General features: G+C 68.4%; 15 protein-coding genes. 6 read left to right on the top strand and 9 right to left on the bottom strand.

What is annotated here, in order from left to right:
• Positions 1 to 11: 11 nt before the first annotated feature.
• Positions 12 to 1,019: an allantoicase gene (gene alc / locus WT24_RS22960; RefSeq protein WP_060035956.1), complete on the bottom strand. Its 1,008-nt coding sequence runs from the start codon at positions 1,017 to 1,019 to the stop codon at positions 12 to 14.
• 103 nt (positions 1,020 to 1,122) lie between these two features.
• Complete coding sequence (locus WT24_RS22955) at positions 1,123 to 2,442, bottom strand: C4-dicarboxylate transporter DctA (RefSeq protein WP_059500968.1); 1,320 nt, start codon at positions 2,440 to 2,442, stop codon at positions 1,123 to 1,125.
• 211 nt (positions 2,443 to 2,653) lie between these two features.
• Between WT24_RS22955 and WT24_RS22950 the strand changes: the two genes are divergently transcribed.
• On the top strand, positions 2,654 to 3,376 hold the full coding sequence (locus WT24_RS22950; RefSeq protein WP_179949386.1) for a FadR/GntR family transcriptional regulator: 723 nt from the start codon (positions 2,654 to 2,656) through the stop codon (positions 3,374 to 3,376).
• 43 nt (positions 3,377 to 3,419) lie between these two features.
• Here WT24_RS22950 and cynR read toward each other — a convergent pair whose 3' ends face one another.
• Positions 3,420 to 4,310 carry a transcriptional regulator CynR gene (gene cynR, locus WT24_RS22945; protein ID WP_059500966.1) on the bottom strand — a complete coding sequence of 297 codons (891 nt, stop codon included), beginning with the start codon at positions 4,308 to 4,310 and terminating at the stop codon, positions 3,420 to 3,422.
• A 312-nt stretch (positions 4,311 to 4,622) separates the two neighbouring features.
• Between cynR and WT24_RS22940 the strand changes: the two genes are divergently transcribed.
• Entirely contained in the window at positions 4,623 to 5,822 is a 1,200-nt protein-coding gene (locus tag WT24_RS22940; protein WP_060035955.1) for an MFS transporter, read from the top strand.
• 117 nt (positions 5,823 to 5,939) lie between these two features.
• On the opposite strand, the gene WT24_RS22935 is transcribed toward WT24_RS22940, so the two are convergent.
• Both WT24_RS22935 and WT24_RS22930 read right to left on the bottom strand, forming a co-directional pair.
• Entirely contained in the window at positions 5,940 to 6,998 is a 1,059-nt protein-coding gene (locus WT24_RS22935) for an L-idonate 5-dehydrogenase (RefSeq protein WP_060035965.1), read from the bottom strand.
• 13 nt (positions 6,999 to 7,011) lie between these two features.
• Positions 7,012 to 7,785, bottom strand: coding sequence for an SDR family NAD(P)-dependent oxidoreductase (locus WT24_RS22930; protein WP_059500964.1), 774 nt, complete (start codon positions 7,783 to 7,785; stop codon positions 7,012 to 7,014).
• A 151-nt stretch (positions 7,786 to 7,936) separates the two neighbouring features.
• On the opposite strand from WT24_RS22930, the gene WT24_RS22925 reads away from it, so the two are divergent.
• Entirely contained in the window at positions 7,937 to 8,827 is an 891-nt protein-coding gene (locus tag WT24_RS22925; RefSeq protein WP_060035954.1) for a LysR family transcriptional regulator, read from the top strand.
• 76 nt (positions 8,828 to 8,903) lie between these two features.
• On the opposite strand, the gene gap is transcribed toward WT24_RS22925, so the two are convergent.
• Both gap and tkt read right to left on the bottom strand, forming a co-directional pair.
• Positions 8,904 to 9,914 carry a type I glyceraldehyde-3-phosphate dehydrogenase gene (gap, locus tag WT24_RS22920; RefSeq protein ID WP_059500962.1) on the bottom strand — a complete coding sequence of 337 codons (1,011 nt, stop codon included), beginning with the start codon at positions 9,912 to 9,914 and terminating at the stop codon, positions 8,904 to 8,906.
• An 87-nt stretch (positions 9,915 to 10,001) separates the two neighbouring features.
• Positions 10,002 to 12,074, bottom strand: coding sequence for a transketolase (gene tkt / locus WT24_RS22915; protein WP_059500961.1), 2,073 nt, complete (start codon positions 12,072 to 12,074; stop codon positions 10,002 to 10,004).
• Between the two features lie 211 nt (positions 12,075 to 12,285).
• Here tkt and speE point away from each other — a divergent pair, with 211 nt between their 5' ends.
• From speE to WT24_RS22900, 3 genes are all read left to right on the top strand, one after another.
• Positions 12,286 to 13,143 carry a polyamine aminopropyltransferase gene (gene speE / locus WT24_RS22910; RefSeq protein ID WP_034206387.1) on the top strand — a complete coding sequence of 286 codons (858 nt, stop codon included), beginning with the start codon at positions 12,286 to 12,288 and terminating at the stop codon, positions 13,141 to 13,143.
• A gap of 150 nt (positions 13,144 to 13,293) precedes the next feature.
• The gene (locus WT24_RS22905) at positions 13,294 to 13,710 is read left to right on the top strand and encodes a glyoxalase/bleomycin resistance/extradiol dioxygenase family protein (protein WP_060035953.1); all 417 of its coding nucleotides are present in this window, start codon (positions 13,294 to 13,296) and stop codon (positions 13,708 to 13,710) included.
• 17 nt (positions 13,711 to 13,727) lie between these two features.
• Positions 13,728 to 14,495 (top strand): 16S rRNA (uracil(1498)-N(3))-methyltransferase, encoded by a 768-nt coding sequence (locus WT24_RS22900; protein ID WP_060035964.1) that lies wholly within the window; start codon positions 13,728 to 13,730, stop codon positions 14,493 to 14,495.
• Between the two features lie 6 nt (positions 14,496 to 14,501).
• Here the strand turns inward: WT24_RS22900 and WT24_RS22895 are convergent, their stop codons facing one another.
• On the bottom strand, positions 14,502 to 15,314 hold the full coding sequence (locus WT24_RS22895; RefSeq protein ID WP_060035952.1) for a hypothetical protein: 813 nt from the start codon (positions 15,312 to 15,314) through the stop codon (positions 14,502 to 14,504).
• Positions 15,315 to 15,379: 65 nt separating this feature from the next.
• Complete coding sequence (locus WT24_RS22890; RefSeq protein WP_060035951.1) at positions 15,380 to 16,123, bottom strand: hypothetical protein; 744 nt, start codon at positions 16,121 to 16,123, stop codon at positions 15,380 to 15,382.
• Positions 16,124 to 16,333 lie beyond the last annotated feature (210 nt).

Raw genomic sequence — 16,333 nt, 5'->3', positions numbered from 1 at the left:
GCCGCCCTCCTTCAAGCCGGCTCGCCCCACAGACGCAGGCGCGACACGCCGCCGTCCGGGAAGATGTTGAACCGCACGTGCGTGACGGGGCCGAGCGCCGCGAGCGAGTCGAACGTGTGCACGTGATCCATCTGCAGCTTCTGCTCGCCGAGCAGTTCGGCCCAGAACATCGCCTGCGTGACGAGCGAATCGTCGGTGCCGCCCGTCACGTGCGCGGCCTGCAGCGAGCAACGATCGGGGAAATTGCCCTTGAAGAACGCCGTATCGACCTCGACGCGCCGGATGACGCCCGGCCGCGCGAGCGCGACGATCGCCCAGTCGTTGCCGGGCTCGCGGCGGCGCCGCGTTTCCCAGCCGTCGCCCATGTTCGCGCCACGCCCCGGCATCAGCATCTGCGACGCCGGCCCGAAATGCTGGTTGTTCGCGGCCACCAGGTAGCCGCCGTTCTCGATCGCCGCGAGATCGACGAGCTCGCCGGCCGGCACGTGGCGCCAGTCGCGCTGCGGCTGGCCGTACACGCGCAGCCGCGCGAGCCCGCCGTCCGGATACAGGTTCACGCGCAGATGCGTGACCGGCTGTGCATCGTCGACGCTCACGTAGTGATGCGAATTGCCCTGCAGCGTCGTCGCGGGAACGATCGTGCGCCATTCAGCGTCGTCCGGCGGCGTGTCGCCGTCCACCGCGCAGGCCTCGATCGACGCGGCCGGCGGAAAGTTGCCGGTGAAGTGGCTCGTATCGAGATCGACGCCATGGATCACGCCCGGCCGCGCGAGCCGGATCACGCAGAAGTCGTGGCCGGTCGTACGCTTGCGGCGGGTTTCCCAGCCGTCCATCCACTTGCCGTGGTCGTCGTACTTGCCGGGAATGAAGACGGCCGGCTCGGGATCGAGCATGCGCTCCTTCGGCGCGAAGAATTCGTCGCTCGCGAAGAGCGCCTGCGCGCCCAGGCGCGGGTCGGCGAGGTTCATGTAGCGCCGCGTGAAAGCCGGCGCGTTCGGATCGAGGATGGGGGCTGCCATGTCGTCTCCATTTTTTGACAAGCGCCGGCGCATCGGCGCGCCGGTCGCATGAAGTGCGCTCGCGCGGTGCGGCCGGGGAAGCCGCGCCGCGCGAGCGGCGTGTTCAGAGCGCGTGAGCCTGGTCGCCGGCGACCGGTGCGGCGCTGCCCGGCGCATCGGCCACGTAGCGCAGCTCGCGGTTCAGCACGCGCTGTGCGCGGGCGCGGTCGATGTCGTTCTCCCACACGGCGACCACCACCGTCGCGACGCAGTTGCCGATCAGGTTGGTCAACGCGCGGGCGATGCCGACGAACCAGTCGACCGGCAGGATCAGCACGAGGCCGAGCACCGGAATCGCGGGAATCGCCGACAGCGTCGCCGCGAGAATCACGATCGCCGAGCCGGGGATGCCGTGCGCGCCCTTCGACGTGACGAGCGACACGAGCAGCACGACGATCAGGTCGTGCGTGGACAGCGGCGTGTTGGTGGCCTGCGCGATGAACAGCACCGCGAGCGTCAGGTAGATCGAGAAGCCGTCGAGATTGAACGAATAGCCGGTCGGAATCACGAGGCCGACGGTCGAATCCTTGATGCCCATGTATTCGAGCTTGCTCATCACCTGCGGCAGCACCGCGTCCGACGACGCCGTGCCGAGCACGATCGACAGTTCCTCGCGCAGATAGCGGATCAGCTTGAACACGGAGAAGCCCGCAAGCCGCATCACCGCGCCGAGCACGACCGTGACGAACACGAAGCAGCTCAGGTAGAACACCGCGACAAGGTAGCCGAGCTGCTTGAGCGACGCGACGCCGTACTTGCCGGTCGTGAACGCGATCGCGCCGAGCACGCCGAGCGGCGCGAGCTTGATGATGAAGCCGATGATCCGGAAGAACACGTGCGACAGCTCCTCGATCAGCGAATTGACGCGCTGCGCCTTGTCGCCGAGCAGCGACAGCGCGGAGCCGAACAGCACCGCGAACACGAGGATCTGCAGGATGTCGCCCTTCGCGAACGCGTCGATCGCCGTCTCGGGGATGATCTTCATCAGGTAGCCGGCCGTATCCTTCAGGCTTTCGGCGTTCTTCGCGTACGTCGACAGCGACGCCGCGTCGAGCGAGCGCAGGTCGATGTTCATCCCGACGCCGGGGCGCGTGACCCAGGCGAGGACGAGCCCGATGCCGAGCGCGAGCGTCGTCATCACCTCGAAGTAGACGACCGCCTTCAGGCCGACCCGGCCGACCTTCTTCAGGTCGCCCGCATTGGCCATGCCGCTGACCACGACGCAGAACACGATCGGGCCGATGACCATCTTGATGAGCTTCAGGAAGCCGTCGCCGAGCGGACGCAGCGACTCGGCGAAGTGCGGGAAGAACGCACCGAGCGCCACCCCTAGGATTAATGCGACGACTACCCGGCCAAACAGCGAATTGAGGAATTTCGACACGGCGCTCTCCCGATCCAACGGTTGCAGTTTCGTCTGTTCATACTGGTAAGACCAGTGATGTTATGGGGGATAGTAGGAAGCCGATATAGTGGCGTCAAGGACGAACAAAATAGGGATTTCCCGCCCCCGCGCACGGGCTTGCGGCGCCCCGGAAAGGGGCGGATCGTGGCTTTCCCGTAGGCGGTCGTGCACCACTCGCGGGCGGATTACAATGCCGGTCAGACCGGCCATCGTTCACACCATGAAAAATGTTCCGCATACCGTGACCGACACCGCCATCGCGACGATCCGCGACCGGATCGAGACAGGCGTGTACCCGGTCGGCAGCCTGCTGCCGGCCCAGCGCCAGCTCTCCGAGGAGTTGGAAATCAGCCGCGCGTCGCTGCGCGAGGCGCTGTCGACGCTCGAGGCGCTCGGGATGCTGCGCATCCGCGCGGGCAAGGGCGTGTACGTCGAAAGCGCGCAGGCGTCGGCCGCGCATCCGTGGCAATTCGCCGAGCAGTCGTCGCCGCCCGACACCTACCAGATGCGCTATGCGCTCGAAGGCTTCGCCGCGCGGATGGCCGCGCGCGTGGTCAGCGACGCCGACATCGCATGGTTCGAGGACAACCTCGCCGACCTGCACGTCGCGCTGACGGAGAACGCACTCGAAGAAGCCTCGCGGCTCGACTTCGACTTCCACATGCGGATCATCCATCTGGCCGGCAACGCAGCGATCGAATCCATCCTGCGCAGCAGCGCGGACATCATGAAGGAAAGCCAGCGCATGCCGTTCTACCGCCGCGAACTGCTGCTGTCGACCTGGCACGAGCACCGTGCGATCGTCGACGCGCTGATCGCGCGCGATGCGGCCGCCGCCGGCATCGCGATCGAAACGCACATCGCGAACGCCGCACAGCGCGCGGGCGTATTCTTCCCGACGCCCGGCACGTAATTCCCCCCGCGCCGCCGTCTGCCCGTCCGGCCGGCCGCGCCGGTCACCGTTCCGACGAATCGCGATAGGCGAGCACGCGCTCGATGAATGCGCGCGCCGCGACGCTGCGGTACGCGCCCTTGCGCGTGAGCAGCGCGGCCGTGCGCGTCGGCAGCGGCGGATCGATCTCCAGTGCGCACAGGTCGCCGCTCTCGCGCGCGACCGCGTCGGGCAGCACCGTCGCGAGCCGGCCGCACCGTACGAGTTCCAGCACCGCGCTGACCGTATTCGTCTCGATCGCGATCGACGGCCGCGCGCCGTGCTCGACGAAATACCGGTCGATGTGCTCGCGCGTCGCGAACGCACGGCTCAGCAGCACCAGCGGCTCGCCGCCGAGCTCGGCCGGCGTCAGCGCGCGGCGGCGGCGCGCGAGGCGGTGAGTGCGCCCCGTCACCAGCGCGAGCGGCTCGTCCCACAGCGGCAGTGCGTCGATGTCCGGCGCGCGCGGCGGCATGAACGCGAAGCCGGCGTCGAGCCGGTCGTCGGCGAGCAGCGCCTCGATGCGCGCCTGCGGCATCGCGTCGATCGTCAGCGCGACGTTCGGATGGTCGGCATGGAATGCGTCGATCAGCGAGCCGCTCAGGTAAGCCGCGAACGTCGGCATCATCGCGAGCCGCAGCGAGCCGCTGCCGAGATCGGCGACGTCGTGCAGCGCGCGCTGCCCGGTATCGAGCGCGTGCAGTGCGGCGCGCGCATGCCGCGCATAGACCTCGCCGAATTCGGTGAGCTGCACCGTGCGGCCCGAGCGGTCGAACAACTGCACGCCGAGCGTTTCCTCGAGCTGGCGGACCTGCTGCGACAGCGTCGGCTGCGACACGTGCAGCGCATCGGCCGCGCGCGTGAAACTGCGCTGCTCGGCGACGGCCAGGAAATAGCGGATGTGGCGGAGAAGCATCGCAACCAACGTATTGGTTTTGCCAATAGAGACCATAACGATCCAGTCTTGGACGCTATGGGTCGATACCCGCATCATACGCACATCCGCCTCCGTGCAGCGCCGCTGTCGCCGCATGGAAGCGGCACGCCCGGGCCCGCCCTGCTTCCGCCCGCCGCACGGCGATCCGCCGCCCGCCCGATCCGGGCTCGGCCGCGGTCCGCCCGGCGCGCTTCGGCTCACCGCCGATCCGTCGACGCCGGCCCCCGATTTCCTTCACCCCGCGCAACCGACGGCCCGTGCCGCCGGCCGGCGCCGCCGTTTTTCGCGATCATGGAACCGCATCACGACGACCACCCTCCCCTCACCCGCGGCATGACGCTGCTGTTCGCGTGCGCGTGCGGCATCGTCATCGGCAACATCTACTACGCGCAGCCGCTGCTCGCCGCGATCGCGCACAGCTTCGGGCGCGCGCCGACCGAGCTCGGCTATCTCGTCACGCTGACGCAGCTCGGCTATGCGGCCAGCCTGCTGCTGATCGTCCCGCTCGGCGACGCGGTCAATCGCCATACGCTGATCGTGCGGCTGCTGATGCTCAACGTCGTCGCACTGATCGCGGTCGCGTCCAGCACGAACTTCACGATGTTCGTCGTCGCGAACGTCGCGGTCGGCTTCGTCACCTGTTCGACGCAGTTGCTCGTGCCGTTCGCGGCGTCGCTCGCCGATGCGCGCTCGCGCGGCCGCGCGGTCGGCACCGTGATGAGCGGGCTCCTGCTGGGTATCCTGCTCGCGCGCGTCGCGGCCGGCGCGATCGCCGACTGGCTCGGCTGGCGCGCGGTGTACGGCATCGCCGCCGCGATGGTGCTCGCGCTGACCGCCGTGCTCGCCGTGAAGCTGCCGAAGGACCGCCGCGACGTGCGCGTCGACTACGCGGCGCTGATGAAGTCGCTCGTCGCGCTGGTGCGCGCGCAGCCGCCGATCGTGCTGCGCTCGACCTACGGCGCGCTCGTGTTCGCGTGCTTCAGCCTGCTGTGGACAGGCCTCACGTTTTTGCTGAGCCAACCGCCGTACAGCTATTCGGAAGGGCAGATCGGCCTGTTCGGGATCGTCGGCGCGGTCGGCGCGCTCGCGGCGACGTCGGCCGGCCGGCTCGTCGATCGCGGTCACGGCAATGCGGCCACCGGCCTGTTCGCGGCGGCCGTGCTCGCGTCGTTCGCGCTGATCGCGACCGGCTCGCATTCGCTCGCGGCGCTGATCGCGGGCATCCTGCTGCTCGACGTCGGCGTGCAGGGCATGCACATCTCGAACCAGAGCGTGATCTATGCGCTCGCGGGCAACGCACGCAGCCGCGTGACGACGATCTACCTGACGAGCTATTTCATCGGCGGCGCGTTCGGGTCGTTCGCGGCGAGCGTCGCGTACGGCCTCGACGGCTGGCGCGGCGTGTGCGTCGCGGGCGCCGCGCTGTCGGGTGCGCTGATCGCGCTGTGGCTCGCATCGCAACGTGTCGGCACGCGACGGGTCACGCAGTGATGCGGCAGGCCGGCGATCCGTTTGCGCCGCACGACGAGAAAGGCACGCTGCGCGCATCGCGGGCGTGCCTTTTCACCAAGGATGCCGCAGCCGTCGCGACGCGCCGACGCCGCACCGTCACGCGGCCTCGTTCGCGAAATCGATCAGCACCTTCATCGCACGCTGGCGGTCGCCCGCCAGTTCGAACGCGAGGTTCGCATCGCGCATCGGGAACACGCGCGTGACGGCCGGCCGCAGGTCGACGCGCCCCGCGTTGATCAGCTGCACCGCCAGCGCGAATTCCGCATGAAAGCGAAACGACCCGCAGATCGACAGCTCCTTCGCGACCACGACGTTCTGCGGCAAGCTCACGTCGCCGCCGAGCCCGAGCTGTACGACGACGCCGCGCGGACGCATCACGTCCAGTCCGTCGCGCAACGCGCGCGCATTGCCCGAACATTCGATCATCACGTCGAACGTGCCCTTGTCGGCGCTGTAGCGTTCGACCCAGCCGGCATCGGCCGCCGCGTTGATCGTGCGGTCCGCGCCGAGCGCGCGCGCCACGTCCAGCGGCGCGTCGACGACGTCGGTCGCGACGATCTCCGCCGCGCCGTGCACGCGCGCCGCCGCGACCGCCAGCACGCCGATCGGCCCGCAACCCGACACGAGCACGCGCTTGCCGATCAGCGCGCCCGCGCGCGACACCGCATGCAGCCCGACCGCGAACGGCTCGGCGAGCGCCGCGAGCGACAGCGGCACGTGATCGGCGACCTTCACGCACTGCACCGCGTCGCACACGAGCGCGTTGCGGAACGCGCCCTGCACGTGCGGCATGCGCATCGCGCTGCCGTAGAAGCGCATGTCCAGGCACTGGTTCGGCAGCCCGTCGAGGCAGTAGCGACATGCGCCGCACGGCCGGCTCGGATTGACCGCGACGCGATCGCCGACCTTCACCGACGTCACGTCCGGCGCCACTTCCGCGACCGTGCCGGCGACCTCGTGGCCGAGCACCATCGGCTGCTGCAGCCGGATCGCGCCGAAACCGCCATGCCGGAAGTAATGCAGATCGGAGCCGCAGATGCCGCCCATCGCGACGTCGACGCGCACCTGGCCCGGGCCGATCTCGCCCGCGTCCTGCTCCTCGACCCGCAGGTCGTTCGGCCCGTGGATCACGACACACATGCAACGCATACGCATGACACGCTCCTTGTCAGACGGCACTGGTCAGCCCGCCATCCACGAACAGCGTCTGGCCGTTCACGAAATCGGACGCGGCCGACGCGAGGAAGATCGCCGCGCCGCACAGCTCGTCGACCTGCCCCCAGCGGCCGGCCGGCGTGCGCTTGCACAGCCAGTCCGAAAACGCCGCGTCGTCGACCAGCGCGCGATTCAGCTCGGTTTCGAAATAGCCAGGCGCGAGGCCGTTGGCCTGGATGCCGTGACGTGCCCAGTCGGCGCACATCCCCTTGGTCAGCATCCGCACCGCACCCTTGGTCGCCGCATACGGCGCGATCGTCGGCCGCGCGAGCTCGCTCTGCACCGAACAGATGTTGATGATCTTCCCGCGGCCGCGCGCGATCATGTGCCGCGCGACGGCCTGTGCGACGTTGAACACGCCGTCGAGATTCACGCGCATCAGCGCATGCCAGTCGTCCGGGTCGAATGCGTCGAGCGGCGCGCGACGCTGGATGCCCGCGTTGTTCACGAGGATGTCGATCGCGCCGACGCGCGCCTCGACATCGTCGATCGCCATGCGTACCTGCGCGTGCTCGGTCACGTCGAACACCGCATGGTCGGCCGCGAAGCCTTCGTCGCGGAAACGGCGCGCGAGCGTCGCGGCCTTCTCTTCATTGCGATCGTTGATGACGATCGCCGCGCCCGCTTCCGCGAGCCCGCGGGCAAGCGTCAGCCCGATCCCGCGGCCGGAACCGGTAATCAGCGCGCGGCGGCCGTCGAGGCGGAACCGGTCAAGCGCGTCAGTCATGGATGTCTCCTCGTACCCGTCGAGCCGGCTGCCCGTCACGGCCGGTCTCGTGTGAACGGTATCTTCCGTCGCAACCGGGGCGCCGCGCCAATGGTCTTTCTTGATCCGGTTATCATGAAAACTGATTACCGTCCTTTCGTGCCCGCCGCCCATGGAACTCAAGCAATTGCGCGCCTTCGTCACGCTCGCGGAAGAGCTGCATTTCGGGCGCGCCGCGCAGCGCCTGTGCATCGTGCAGCCCGCGCTGAGCATGCAGATCAAGGCGCTCGAGGCGGAACTCGGCGCACGCCTGTTCGAGCGCGACCGGCACAAGGTCGAGCTGAGCGACACGGGGCGCGTGTTCCTGCCCGAAGCGCGGGCGACGCTGCAGCAGGCTGCACGCGCGGAACAGATGGCGCGGCTGTCGAGCCGCGGCGAAATCGGCACGCTGCGGATCGCGTTCGTGTCGTCGGTATTGCCGGCGCTGCTGCCGGCCGTGCTGCGCGCGATGCGCAAGCGCTATCCGCTGATCGCGCTCGAGCTGAAGGACATGCCGACGCCCGACCAGATCGCCGCGCTGCGCGACCGGCGGATCGACTTCGGCATGATCCGGCTGCCGGCCGCGTATGCGGGCATCGATATCCGCGTGGTGCTCGAGGAAGGCTTCGTCGTCGCGCTGCCGCTCGGCCATCCGCTCGCCGCGCGCGATGCGATTTCGCCCGCCGCATTGCGCGGCCACCCCGCGTTCGTGCTCGCGCGCCGCTACGCGCCCGGCTTTCACGACGACATGCTGCTCGCGCTGAGCCGCGCGGGCACGACGCTCGAGATCGCCCAGGAGTTCGGGGAATTCACGACGATGCTCGCGCTCGTCGCGGCGGGAATGGGGATCGGGCTGATCCCGGCGGAAGCGGCCAGCGCGCTGCCGCCGAACGTGCTCGCGCGGCCGCTCGACCTGCCCGGTCATCGCAGCGGCATCGGTCTCGCGTGGACCGATCTCGACGGCCCGCTGAAGCGCGCGTTCGTCGCCGCGATCGAACACGCGACAGCGAACGGCGGGCAATAAAAAACCCGGCCGGGAAACCCGGGCCGGGTTCGTCCGCCACGCCGGCCGCGTTGCGGCGGCTGCGCGACGTGCGGGATTACTTCGCGTTCGCGAATGCGACGGCCGTATCCAGCATGCGGTTCGAGAAACCCCACTCGTTGTCGTACCAGCTCGACACCTTCACGAGGCGGCCCGACACCTTGGTCAGCGTCGCATCGAACGTCGACGAAGCCGGGTTGTGGTTGAAGTCGATCGACACCAGCGGTGCGTCGTTGTAGCCGAGGATGCCCTTCAGCGCGCCTTCCGATGCTTCCTTCATGATCGCGTTGACTTCCTCGACCGTCGTGTCGCGCTTCGCGATGAACGACAGGTCGACGATCGACACGTTGATCGTCGGGACGCGGATCGCGTAGCCGTCGAGCTTGCCGTTCAGTTCCGGCAGCACGAGGCCGACGGCGGAAGCCGCGCCCGTCTTCGTCGGGATCTGGCTGTGCGTGGCCGAACGCGCGCGGCGCAGGTCTTCATGGTAGACGTCCGTCAGCACCTGGTCGTTCGTGTACGCGTGGATCGTCGTCATCAGGCCGGTTTCGAGGCCGATCTTGTCGTTCAGCGGCTTGACGAGCGGCGCGAGGCAGTTCGTCGTGCACGATGCGTTCGAGATGACCGTGTGCTCGGCCTTCAGCACGTCGTGGTTCACGCCGTAGACGATCGTCGCGTCGACGTCCTTGCCGCCCGGCGCCGAGATGATCACCTTCTTCGCGCCGCCCTTCAGGTGCGCGCTCGCCTTTTCCTTGGTCGTGAAGAAGCCCGTGCACTCCATCACGACGTCGACGCCCAGCTCGCCCCACGGCAGTTCGGCCGGGTTGCGGTTCGCGAGCACGCGGATCTTGTCGCCGTTCACGACGAGGTAGTCGCCGTCGACCGACACTTCGCCCGGGAACTTGCCGTGTGCGGTGTCGTACTGGGTCAGGTGCGCGTTGGTCTTCGCATCGCCCAGGTCGTTGATCGCGACGATCTCGATATCGTGCTTCTTGCCGTTTTCATAAAACGCGCGCAGCGTGTTGCGGCCGATACGGCCGTAGCCGTTGATTGCGACGCGAATCGTCATGGTCTATCTCCTGATGGCTGAAAAAATTCGTTTCGTGCAGCTTCACGGTGCGACGCGCGCATCGGGCGGCGCGCGTCGCGTATGCTTTTAGGCCAGCACGGCCTTCGCCGTCTCGACGACGTGCTCGACGGTGAAGCCGAAGTACTTGAACAGCACGCCGGCCGGCGCCGATTCGCCGAACGTGTCGATCCCGACCACGCCGCCTTCGAGGCCGACGTACTTGTGCCAGAAGCTCGTCACGCCCGCTTCGATCGCGACGCGGCGCACGCCGTGCGGCAGCACGCGTTCGCGGTATTCGGCGTCCTGGCGGTCGAACACGTTGGTCGACGGCATCGACACGACGCGCGCCGCGATGCCCTGCTGCGCGAGCGGCTCGACGGCCTTCATCGCGAGTTCGACTTCCGAGCCCGTCGCGATCAGGATGATCTTGCGCGCGACGATTTCGTCGTCCCAGTCCTTCAGCACGTAACCGCCCTTCTCGATGTTGGCGATCTGCGCATCGGTACGCGGGTTGAACGCGAGGTTCTGGCGGCTGAAGATCAGGCTCGACGGACGATCCGCGGCGATCGCCTGGGTCCATGCGACGGCCGTCTCGACCGTGTCGGCCGGGCGCCAGACGTCGTGGTTCGGGATCAGCCGCAGGCTCGACACATGCTCGATCGACTGGTGCGTCGGGCCGTCTTCGCCGAGGCCGATCGAATCGTGCGTGAACACGAAGATCGACGGCACCTTCATCAGCGCGGCCACGCGCAGCGCGTTGCGGCTGTAGTCGGAGAACGTCAGGAACGTGCCGCCGAACGGCTTGTGGCCGCCGTGCAGCGCGAGGCCGTTGATCGCGGCGCTCATGCCGAATTCGCGCACGCCGTAGTTGATGTGGTTGCCGAGCCGCACGCCCGCGCCTTCCGGATTCGCGCGCACGGCCTTCGACGCCTTCCAGTTGGTCAGGTTCGAGCCGGTCAGGTCGGCCGAGCCGCCGAGCAGCTCGGGCAGCGCGGCGGCGAGGCCCTCGATCGCCTGCTGCGACGCCTTGCGGGTCGCGACCGTCTCGGCGCGCTCGTTCGCGCCGGCGATGATCGCGGCAGCCTTCTCGGCCCAGTCGGCCGGCAGCTTGTTGGCCATCCGGCGCTCGAATTCGGCCGCTTCCGCCGGGTACTTCGCGCGATAGGCCGCGAACGTCGCGTCCCATTCGGTCTCGGCGCGCTTGCCGGCTTCCTTCGCGTCCCATGCCGCATAGACTTCCTGCGGAATCACGAACGGCTCCCACTTCCAGCCGAGCGCTTCGCGCGTCTTCGCGATTTCTTCCGCGCCGAGCGCGGCGCCGTGCACGTCGTGGCCGCCGGCCTTGGTCGCCGCACCCTTGCCGATCACCGTCTTGCAGCAGATCAGCGTCGGCTTGTCCGACAGCTTCGCCTTCGCGATCGCCGCGTCGACCGCGTCGACGTCGTGGCCGTTCACGTTCGGGATCACGTTCCAGCCGTACGCTTCGAAACGCTTCGGCGTGTCGTCGTGGAACCAGTTCACGACGTCGCCGTCGATCGAGATGCCGTTGTCGTCGTACAGCGCGATCAGCTTGTTCAGCTTCAGCGTGCCCGCGAGCGAGCAGGCCTCGTGCGAGATGCCTTCCATCAGGCAGCCATCGCCGAGGAACACGTACGTGTGGTGATCGACGATCTTCGCGCCGTCGCGGTTGAACTCGTCGGCCATCAGCGCTTCGCCGAGCGCCATGCCGACCGCGTTCGCGAGACCCTGGCCGAGCGGGCCGGTGGTCGTCTCGACGCCCGGCGTGATCCCGTATTCCGGGTGGCCCGGCGTCTTCGAGTGCAGCTGGCGGAAGTTCTTCAGCTCTTCGATCGGCAGGTCGTAGCCGGTCAGGTGCAGCAGCGAGTACAGCAGCATCGAGCCATGGCCGTTCGACAGCACGAAACGATCGCGGTCGGCCCAGTGCGGGTTCGCCGGGTTGTGCTTCAGATGGCGCGACCAGAGCGCCACGCCGATTTCGGCCATGCCCATCGGCATGCCGGGGTGACCGGAGTTCGCTTGCTGGACGGCGTCCATCGCGAGCGCACGGATCGCGTTGGCCATCAGGGTGGTGGAGGCGGGAGACGAAGTCGTCATGTCGAGTCCGGAGAACGAGTCGAGGAAACGGGAGCACGGCGGCATCCGGAAGCTCGAGCGTCAATCGTTCCCGGCGCGCGGTGCGGCGCCTGACGGACGCGAAGCGGACGGAGCCAACGGACGGGGCTGCAAAGCTCGTCATTTTAACAGATGGGCCGACATTTCCCTTGTCGGCGCGTCGTGTTCCGGCACGGTTTTCCGCCAAACCGGCCGCCGCCTATAATTCAGGCGTCGGAACTGCCCCAGCGGCCTGCCCGTGAGTACCACCCTTCTCTTTCACCCGACGCCCGACGCCACCTACGGCTTCCCGAATGCGCGGCGGCTCGCGCACGTCGCGTCCCCGCACCAGCAGATCGAAGTCTGGGACACCCCGCAGCTCGGCCGCCTGTTCACGCTCGATGGCCGGCCGATGACGTCGGTCGGCGACGAGTACGTCTATCACGAGTGCATGACGCACCCGGCCGCGCTCGCGCATCCGTCGCCGCGCAAGGCGCTCGTGCTCGGCGGCGGCGACGGCGGCGCCGCGCGGCAGTTGCTCAAGCACGCATGCATCGAACGGATCGTGATCGCCGAACTCGACGACGAGGTGGTCGGGATGGCGCGCCGCTATCTCGACGACGTGCACCAGGGCGCGCTCGACGACCCGCGTGTGGAAGTGGTGATCGGCGACGCCGCGCATTTCGTCGCGTCGACCGTCGAGCATTTCGATCTCGTGGTGTTCGACCTCACGCCGCCCGATTCGCCGGCGGCCGGCCTCTACACGCGGGCGTTCTACGCCCGACTCAAGCGGATCCTCACGCCGCGCGGCGCGATCTCGATGCATCTCGGCTCGCCGGTGTTCCATGCGACGCGCATCGCCGCGCTGCTCGACGACCTGCGCGCGAGTTTCGCGTTCGTCGATCCGTTGTCCGCCCATGTGCCGCTGTACGGCTCGCAGTGGCTGATGGCGATCGCGAGCGACACGCTCGACGCGGCCGCGCTGTTCGCGCACGACGTCGACGAACGGCTCGCTGCGCGCCGCGTGCAGGGATTGCGCTATTACGATGCACGACTTCATGCGGCCCTCTTTGCCCTGCCCCGCGCGCTGCGCGATACACTGGGCGTTCGCCGCTGAACGTCCGGACGGCCGCATCGCTCCGTTTTCCTTCGAGGCTTCGCATGGTTCGCCTGCGAAACGCGGAGCCGGAACGACCCGGATGCAGCGAACGCCATTCGACCGACCGCGCCGCAACGCACCGTTCGACCGCGAAAACAGGAGATTTTCATGACCGATCCACGTCCGGCCGACGTGCCTTGGTTGACGCCGTACCTGACCGTGCGCAACGTGCGCGCGGCCATCGATTTCTTCAAGGCCGCATTCGGCTTCGAGCTGCGCGACGTGCACGACGAGGACGGCGCGATCATGCACGTCGAGATGACCTATCGCGGCCAGTTGATCGTGATGTTCGCGCCCGAGGGCGCGTTCGGCTCGAAGGCCCTGACGCCGAAACGCGCAAACGCCGTCGCGCCGCAATCGTTCTATCTGTATGTCGAGGACGTCGACGCCACCTGGCAGCGCGCGCTCGACGCCGGCGCGAAATCGCTGAGCGAGCCGCAGGATCAGTTCTGGGGCGACCGGTTCGCGCAGATCGAGGATCTCGACGGCTACCGCTGGGCGCTCGGGTGCCGCCTCGACGCATGACCGACACCGCCACACGCATGAACGAAGCCACCACCACCGCGGCCGTGCCGCGCTTTTTCGTCGACGCGGCATTGCGCGCCGACACCACGCTCGCGCTGCCGGCCGAGGTCGCGCGCCACGCGCAGGTGCTGCGGCTGCAGCCCGGCGACGTGCTCGCGCTGTTCGACGGCACGGGCGGCCAATACCGCGCGCGGCTCGTCGAGATCGACAAGCGCAACGCAATCGCACAGATCGAGGCGTTCGAACCGGTCGAAGCCGAGCCGCCCTATCGCGTGACGCTCGCGCAAGGCATCGCCGGCGGCGACAAGATGGACTGGGTGATCGAGAAGGCCGTCGAGCTCGGCGTCGCGGCGGTCGTGCCGCTGTCGACCGCGCGCGGCGTCGTGAAGCTGTCCGGTGAACGGGCGGACAAGCGCGTCGCGCATTGGCGCGGCGTCGTGCGCGCGTCGTGCGAACAGTGCGGACGCAACCGTGTGCCGGACGTCGCGGCAGTACGCGGCTTCGGCGCATGGCTCGATACGCTGCCTGCCGCGCCGGGCGACGGCGAACTGCGGCTGCTGCTGTCGCCGCGCGCAAGCATTCCGTTTTCGTCGTTGCCTGATGCACCACCCGCGGCATCGGTCACGCTGCTGATCGGGCCCGAAGGCGGACTGTCGCCCGATGAGGAAAACGCGGCCCGTGCGCGCGGGTTCACCGCGCTGTCGCTCGGGCCGCGCGTGCTGCGCACGGAGACGGCCGGCGCGGCCGTGCTCGCGGCGCTGGCGGCGCGCTGGGGTGGGTGGTGAAGCGCGTCAGCGCGCCGCGTTGAACGGCTCGATGTCGATGACGCCGGAACCCTTGAGCGCCAGCGCAAGCGCATCGATGCTGGCCGGATCGAACGAGAAGGTCGTCGCGGTGACCCGCAACGGCGGCGTCGCCTGGATCGCCTCGATCAGTGGGCCGCGATAGCGCAGGTTCATCAGCATCGGCACGACCTGTGCGATACCGACCGGCCGGCCGCCGTGCTGCACCGTGGCGGCATCGACCGTATCGTTCCAGCCCTGGATGAAGCCGCCGGCGTCGATCCGCGTGTTCAGCTCGATCCAGCGCCGCTTCTTCTCGTCCGGGCTGTCGCCCGATGCGCGCAATGCGGCGGCTTCGCGGCCGACATCCGTATCGTGCTTCGCGCGCCACGCCATGTAGCCGAGCGCGAAGACCATGTTGTCCGGCAGGATGTCGTCGTCATGCACGACGTGGGACAGGCGTCGCGGCGCCTGACTGTCGACGAAGGCCGGCGTCAGGATCCAGACGCTCCCGTTACGCAACGCGCCGGATGTCCTGCCGAGCGCGGGTTCGCCGCTGTCGACCGCGATGCGCGTCAGCAGCCCCGCATCGACCAGTTCGTTCAACTGGCCGGCCAACGCCGCCGACGCGTGAATCGCGCCGGCCACTGTCGCGTATTGGCCGGGCGTCGAGCGCGTGCGCAAATCGGCCAGCAGCCGCTCTACCGCCGGATACGCAACCGGCGTCGACGCCGGTTCGGCCGCGACGGCATTCGCGGCCGCCGCGCCCCCCATCGAAACCACGGCTGCAGCAACCAGCAGCCCTCGCGTGAAAGCGTTCATCGTTGATGCCCCCGTTCGAATGTCCGGCGCGCCGGCGACGTGCACGACAGCCCGGACGCTGCCGATTACTTGCCGGCGTCGCCGTCCGCGTCCCGCATCTGGCTCATCAGCGCGTTGACGACCGGCCGCAGCACCTGAGCGGGGGAATCCATGATCCAGCCCTTGCCGTCCGCGCCATGCAGGTCGATCCGGCCCGTCATCGGCCGGCTCGTCTGCGCGTGGTCGAACACGGGTACCATGCCCTTCAGGAACGTCGCGAGGTATGCCGCGCGCACGTTGTCGTCCTCCGAGCGCGGCTCGTCGACCTTCTCCCGCAGCGCCCGCAAGCCAGGCTCCACCTCGGCGACGCGGCATGCGAATTCGACCGTCGCGATCGATTCGCCTTCCACGGATTCGTTCGGTTTCCGCGTCGAGCCGGTGGCCTTGCACTCGGAACGCGCGAGTGCATGCTGAAACGACTCGATCGCCGCGGTGGCCGGCCCGCTCACCGTTGCGCGCACCGTCGCCGGCACCTTGTTCAGGATGGAGGCGACGATAGCCTCGCTCACCTTGTCGGCGAGCTTCGCAACTTCCGCCACGTCGAGCACACCCTTGCCGTCGAAGTGCGTACGCGTTGCCTCGTTGAACTGCTCGGCCTTCGACGCGTCGCCATTGACGAATGCGCCGAGATACAGGTCGGCGGTTTGCTCGGGGGTCAGCAGCGCAGCCTGCGCGGCCGGCGGGATGCCGAACGACAGCGCGCACAGGGTCAGCGCGCATGCGAGCGGACGACGCGCACGCGCGCGCGCCGCAAATCGGGTAGCGATCATGGGAAGACGGCCCTCTCTCGAATGATTGTGTGCGCCCGACGCGTCGTCCGCAGCCCGGGCCGACCGATTGTCGCGGAAAAAAGTGTGCGATGAAAGGCTCGTGTCGGGTCGCGTACCGCGCACGATATGTGCAGATCGGGATAGGGGCGGTCAGAGAGTCTGACCGATCCCCTCCCACACCACCCGGCATGCGGGTCCGCACCGGGCGGT

It is taken from the genome of Burkholderia sp. MSMB1078WGS (assembly GCF_001528895.1).
Classification (GTDB): Bacteria; Pseudomonadota; Gammaproteobacteria; order Burkholderiales; family Burkholderiaceae; genus Burkholderia.
The sequence above is the reverse complement of the archived record's forward strand: the minus strand, read 5'-3'. Positions and strand labels throughout refer to the sequence as shown.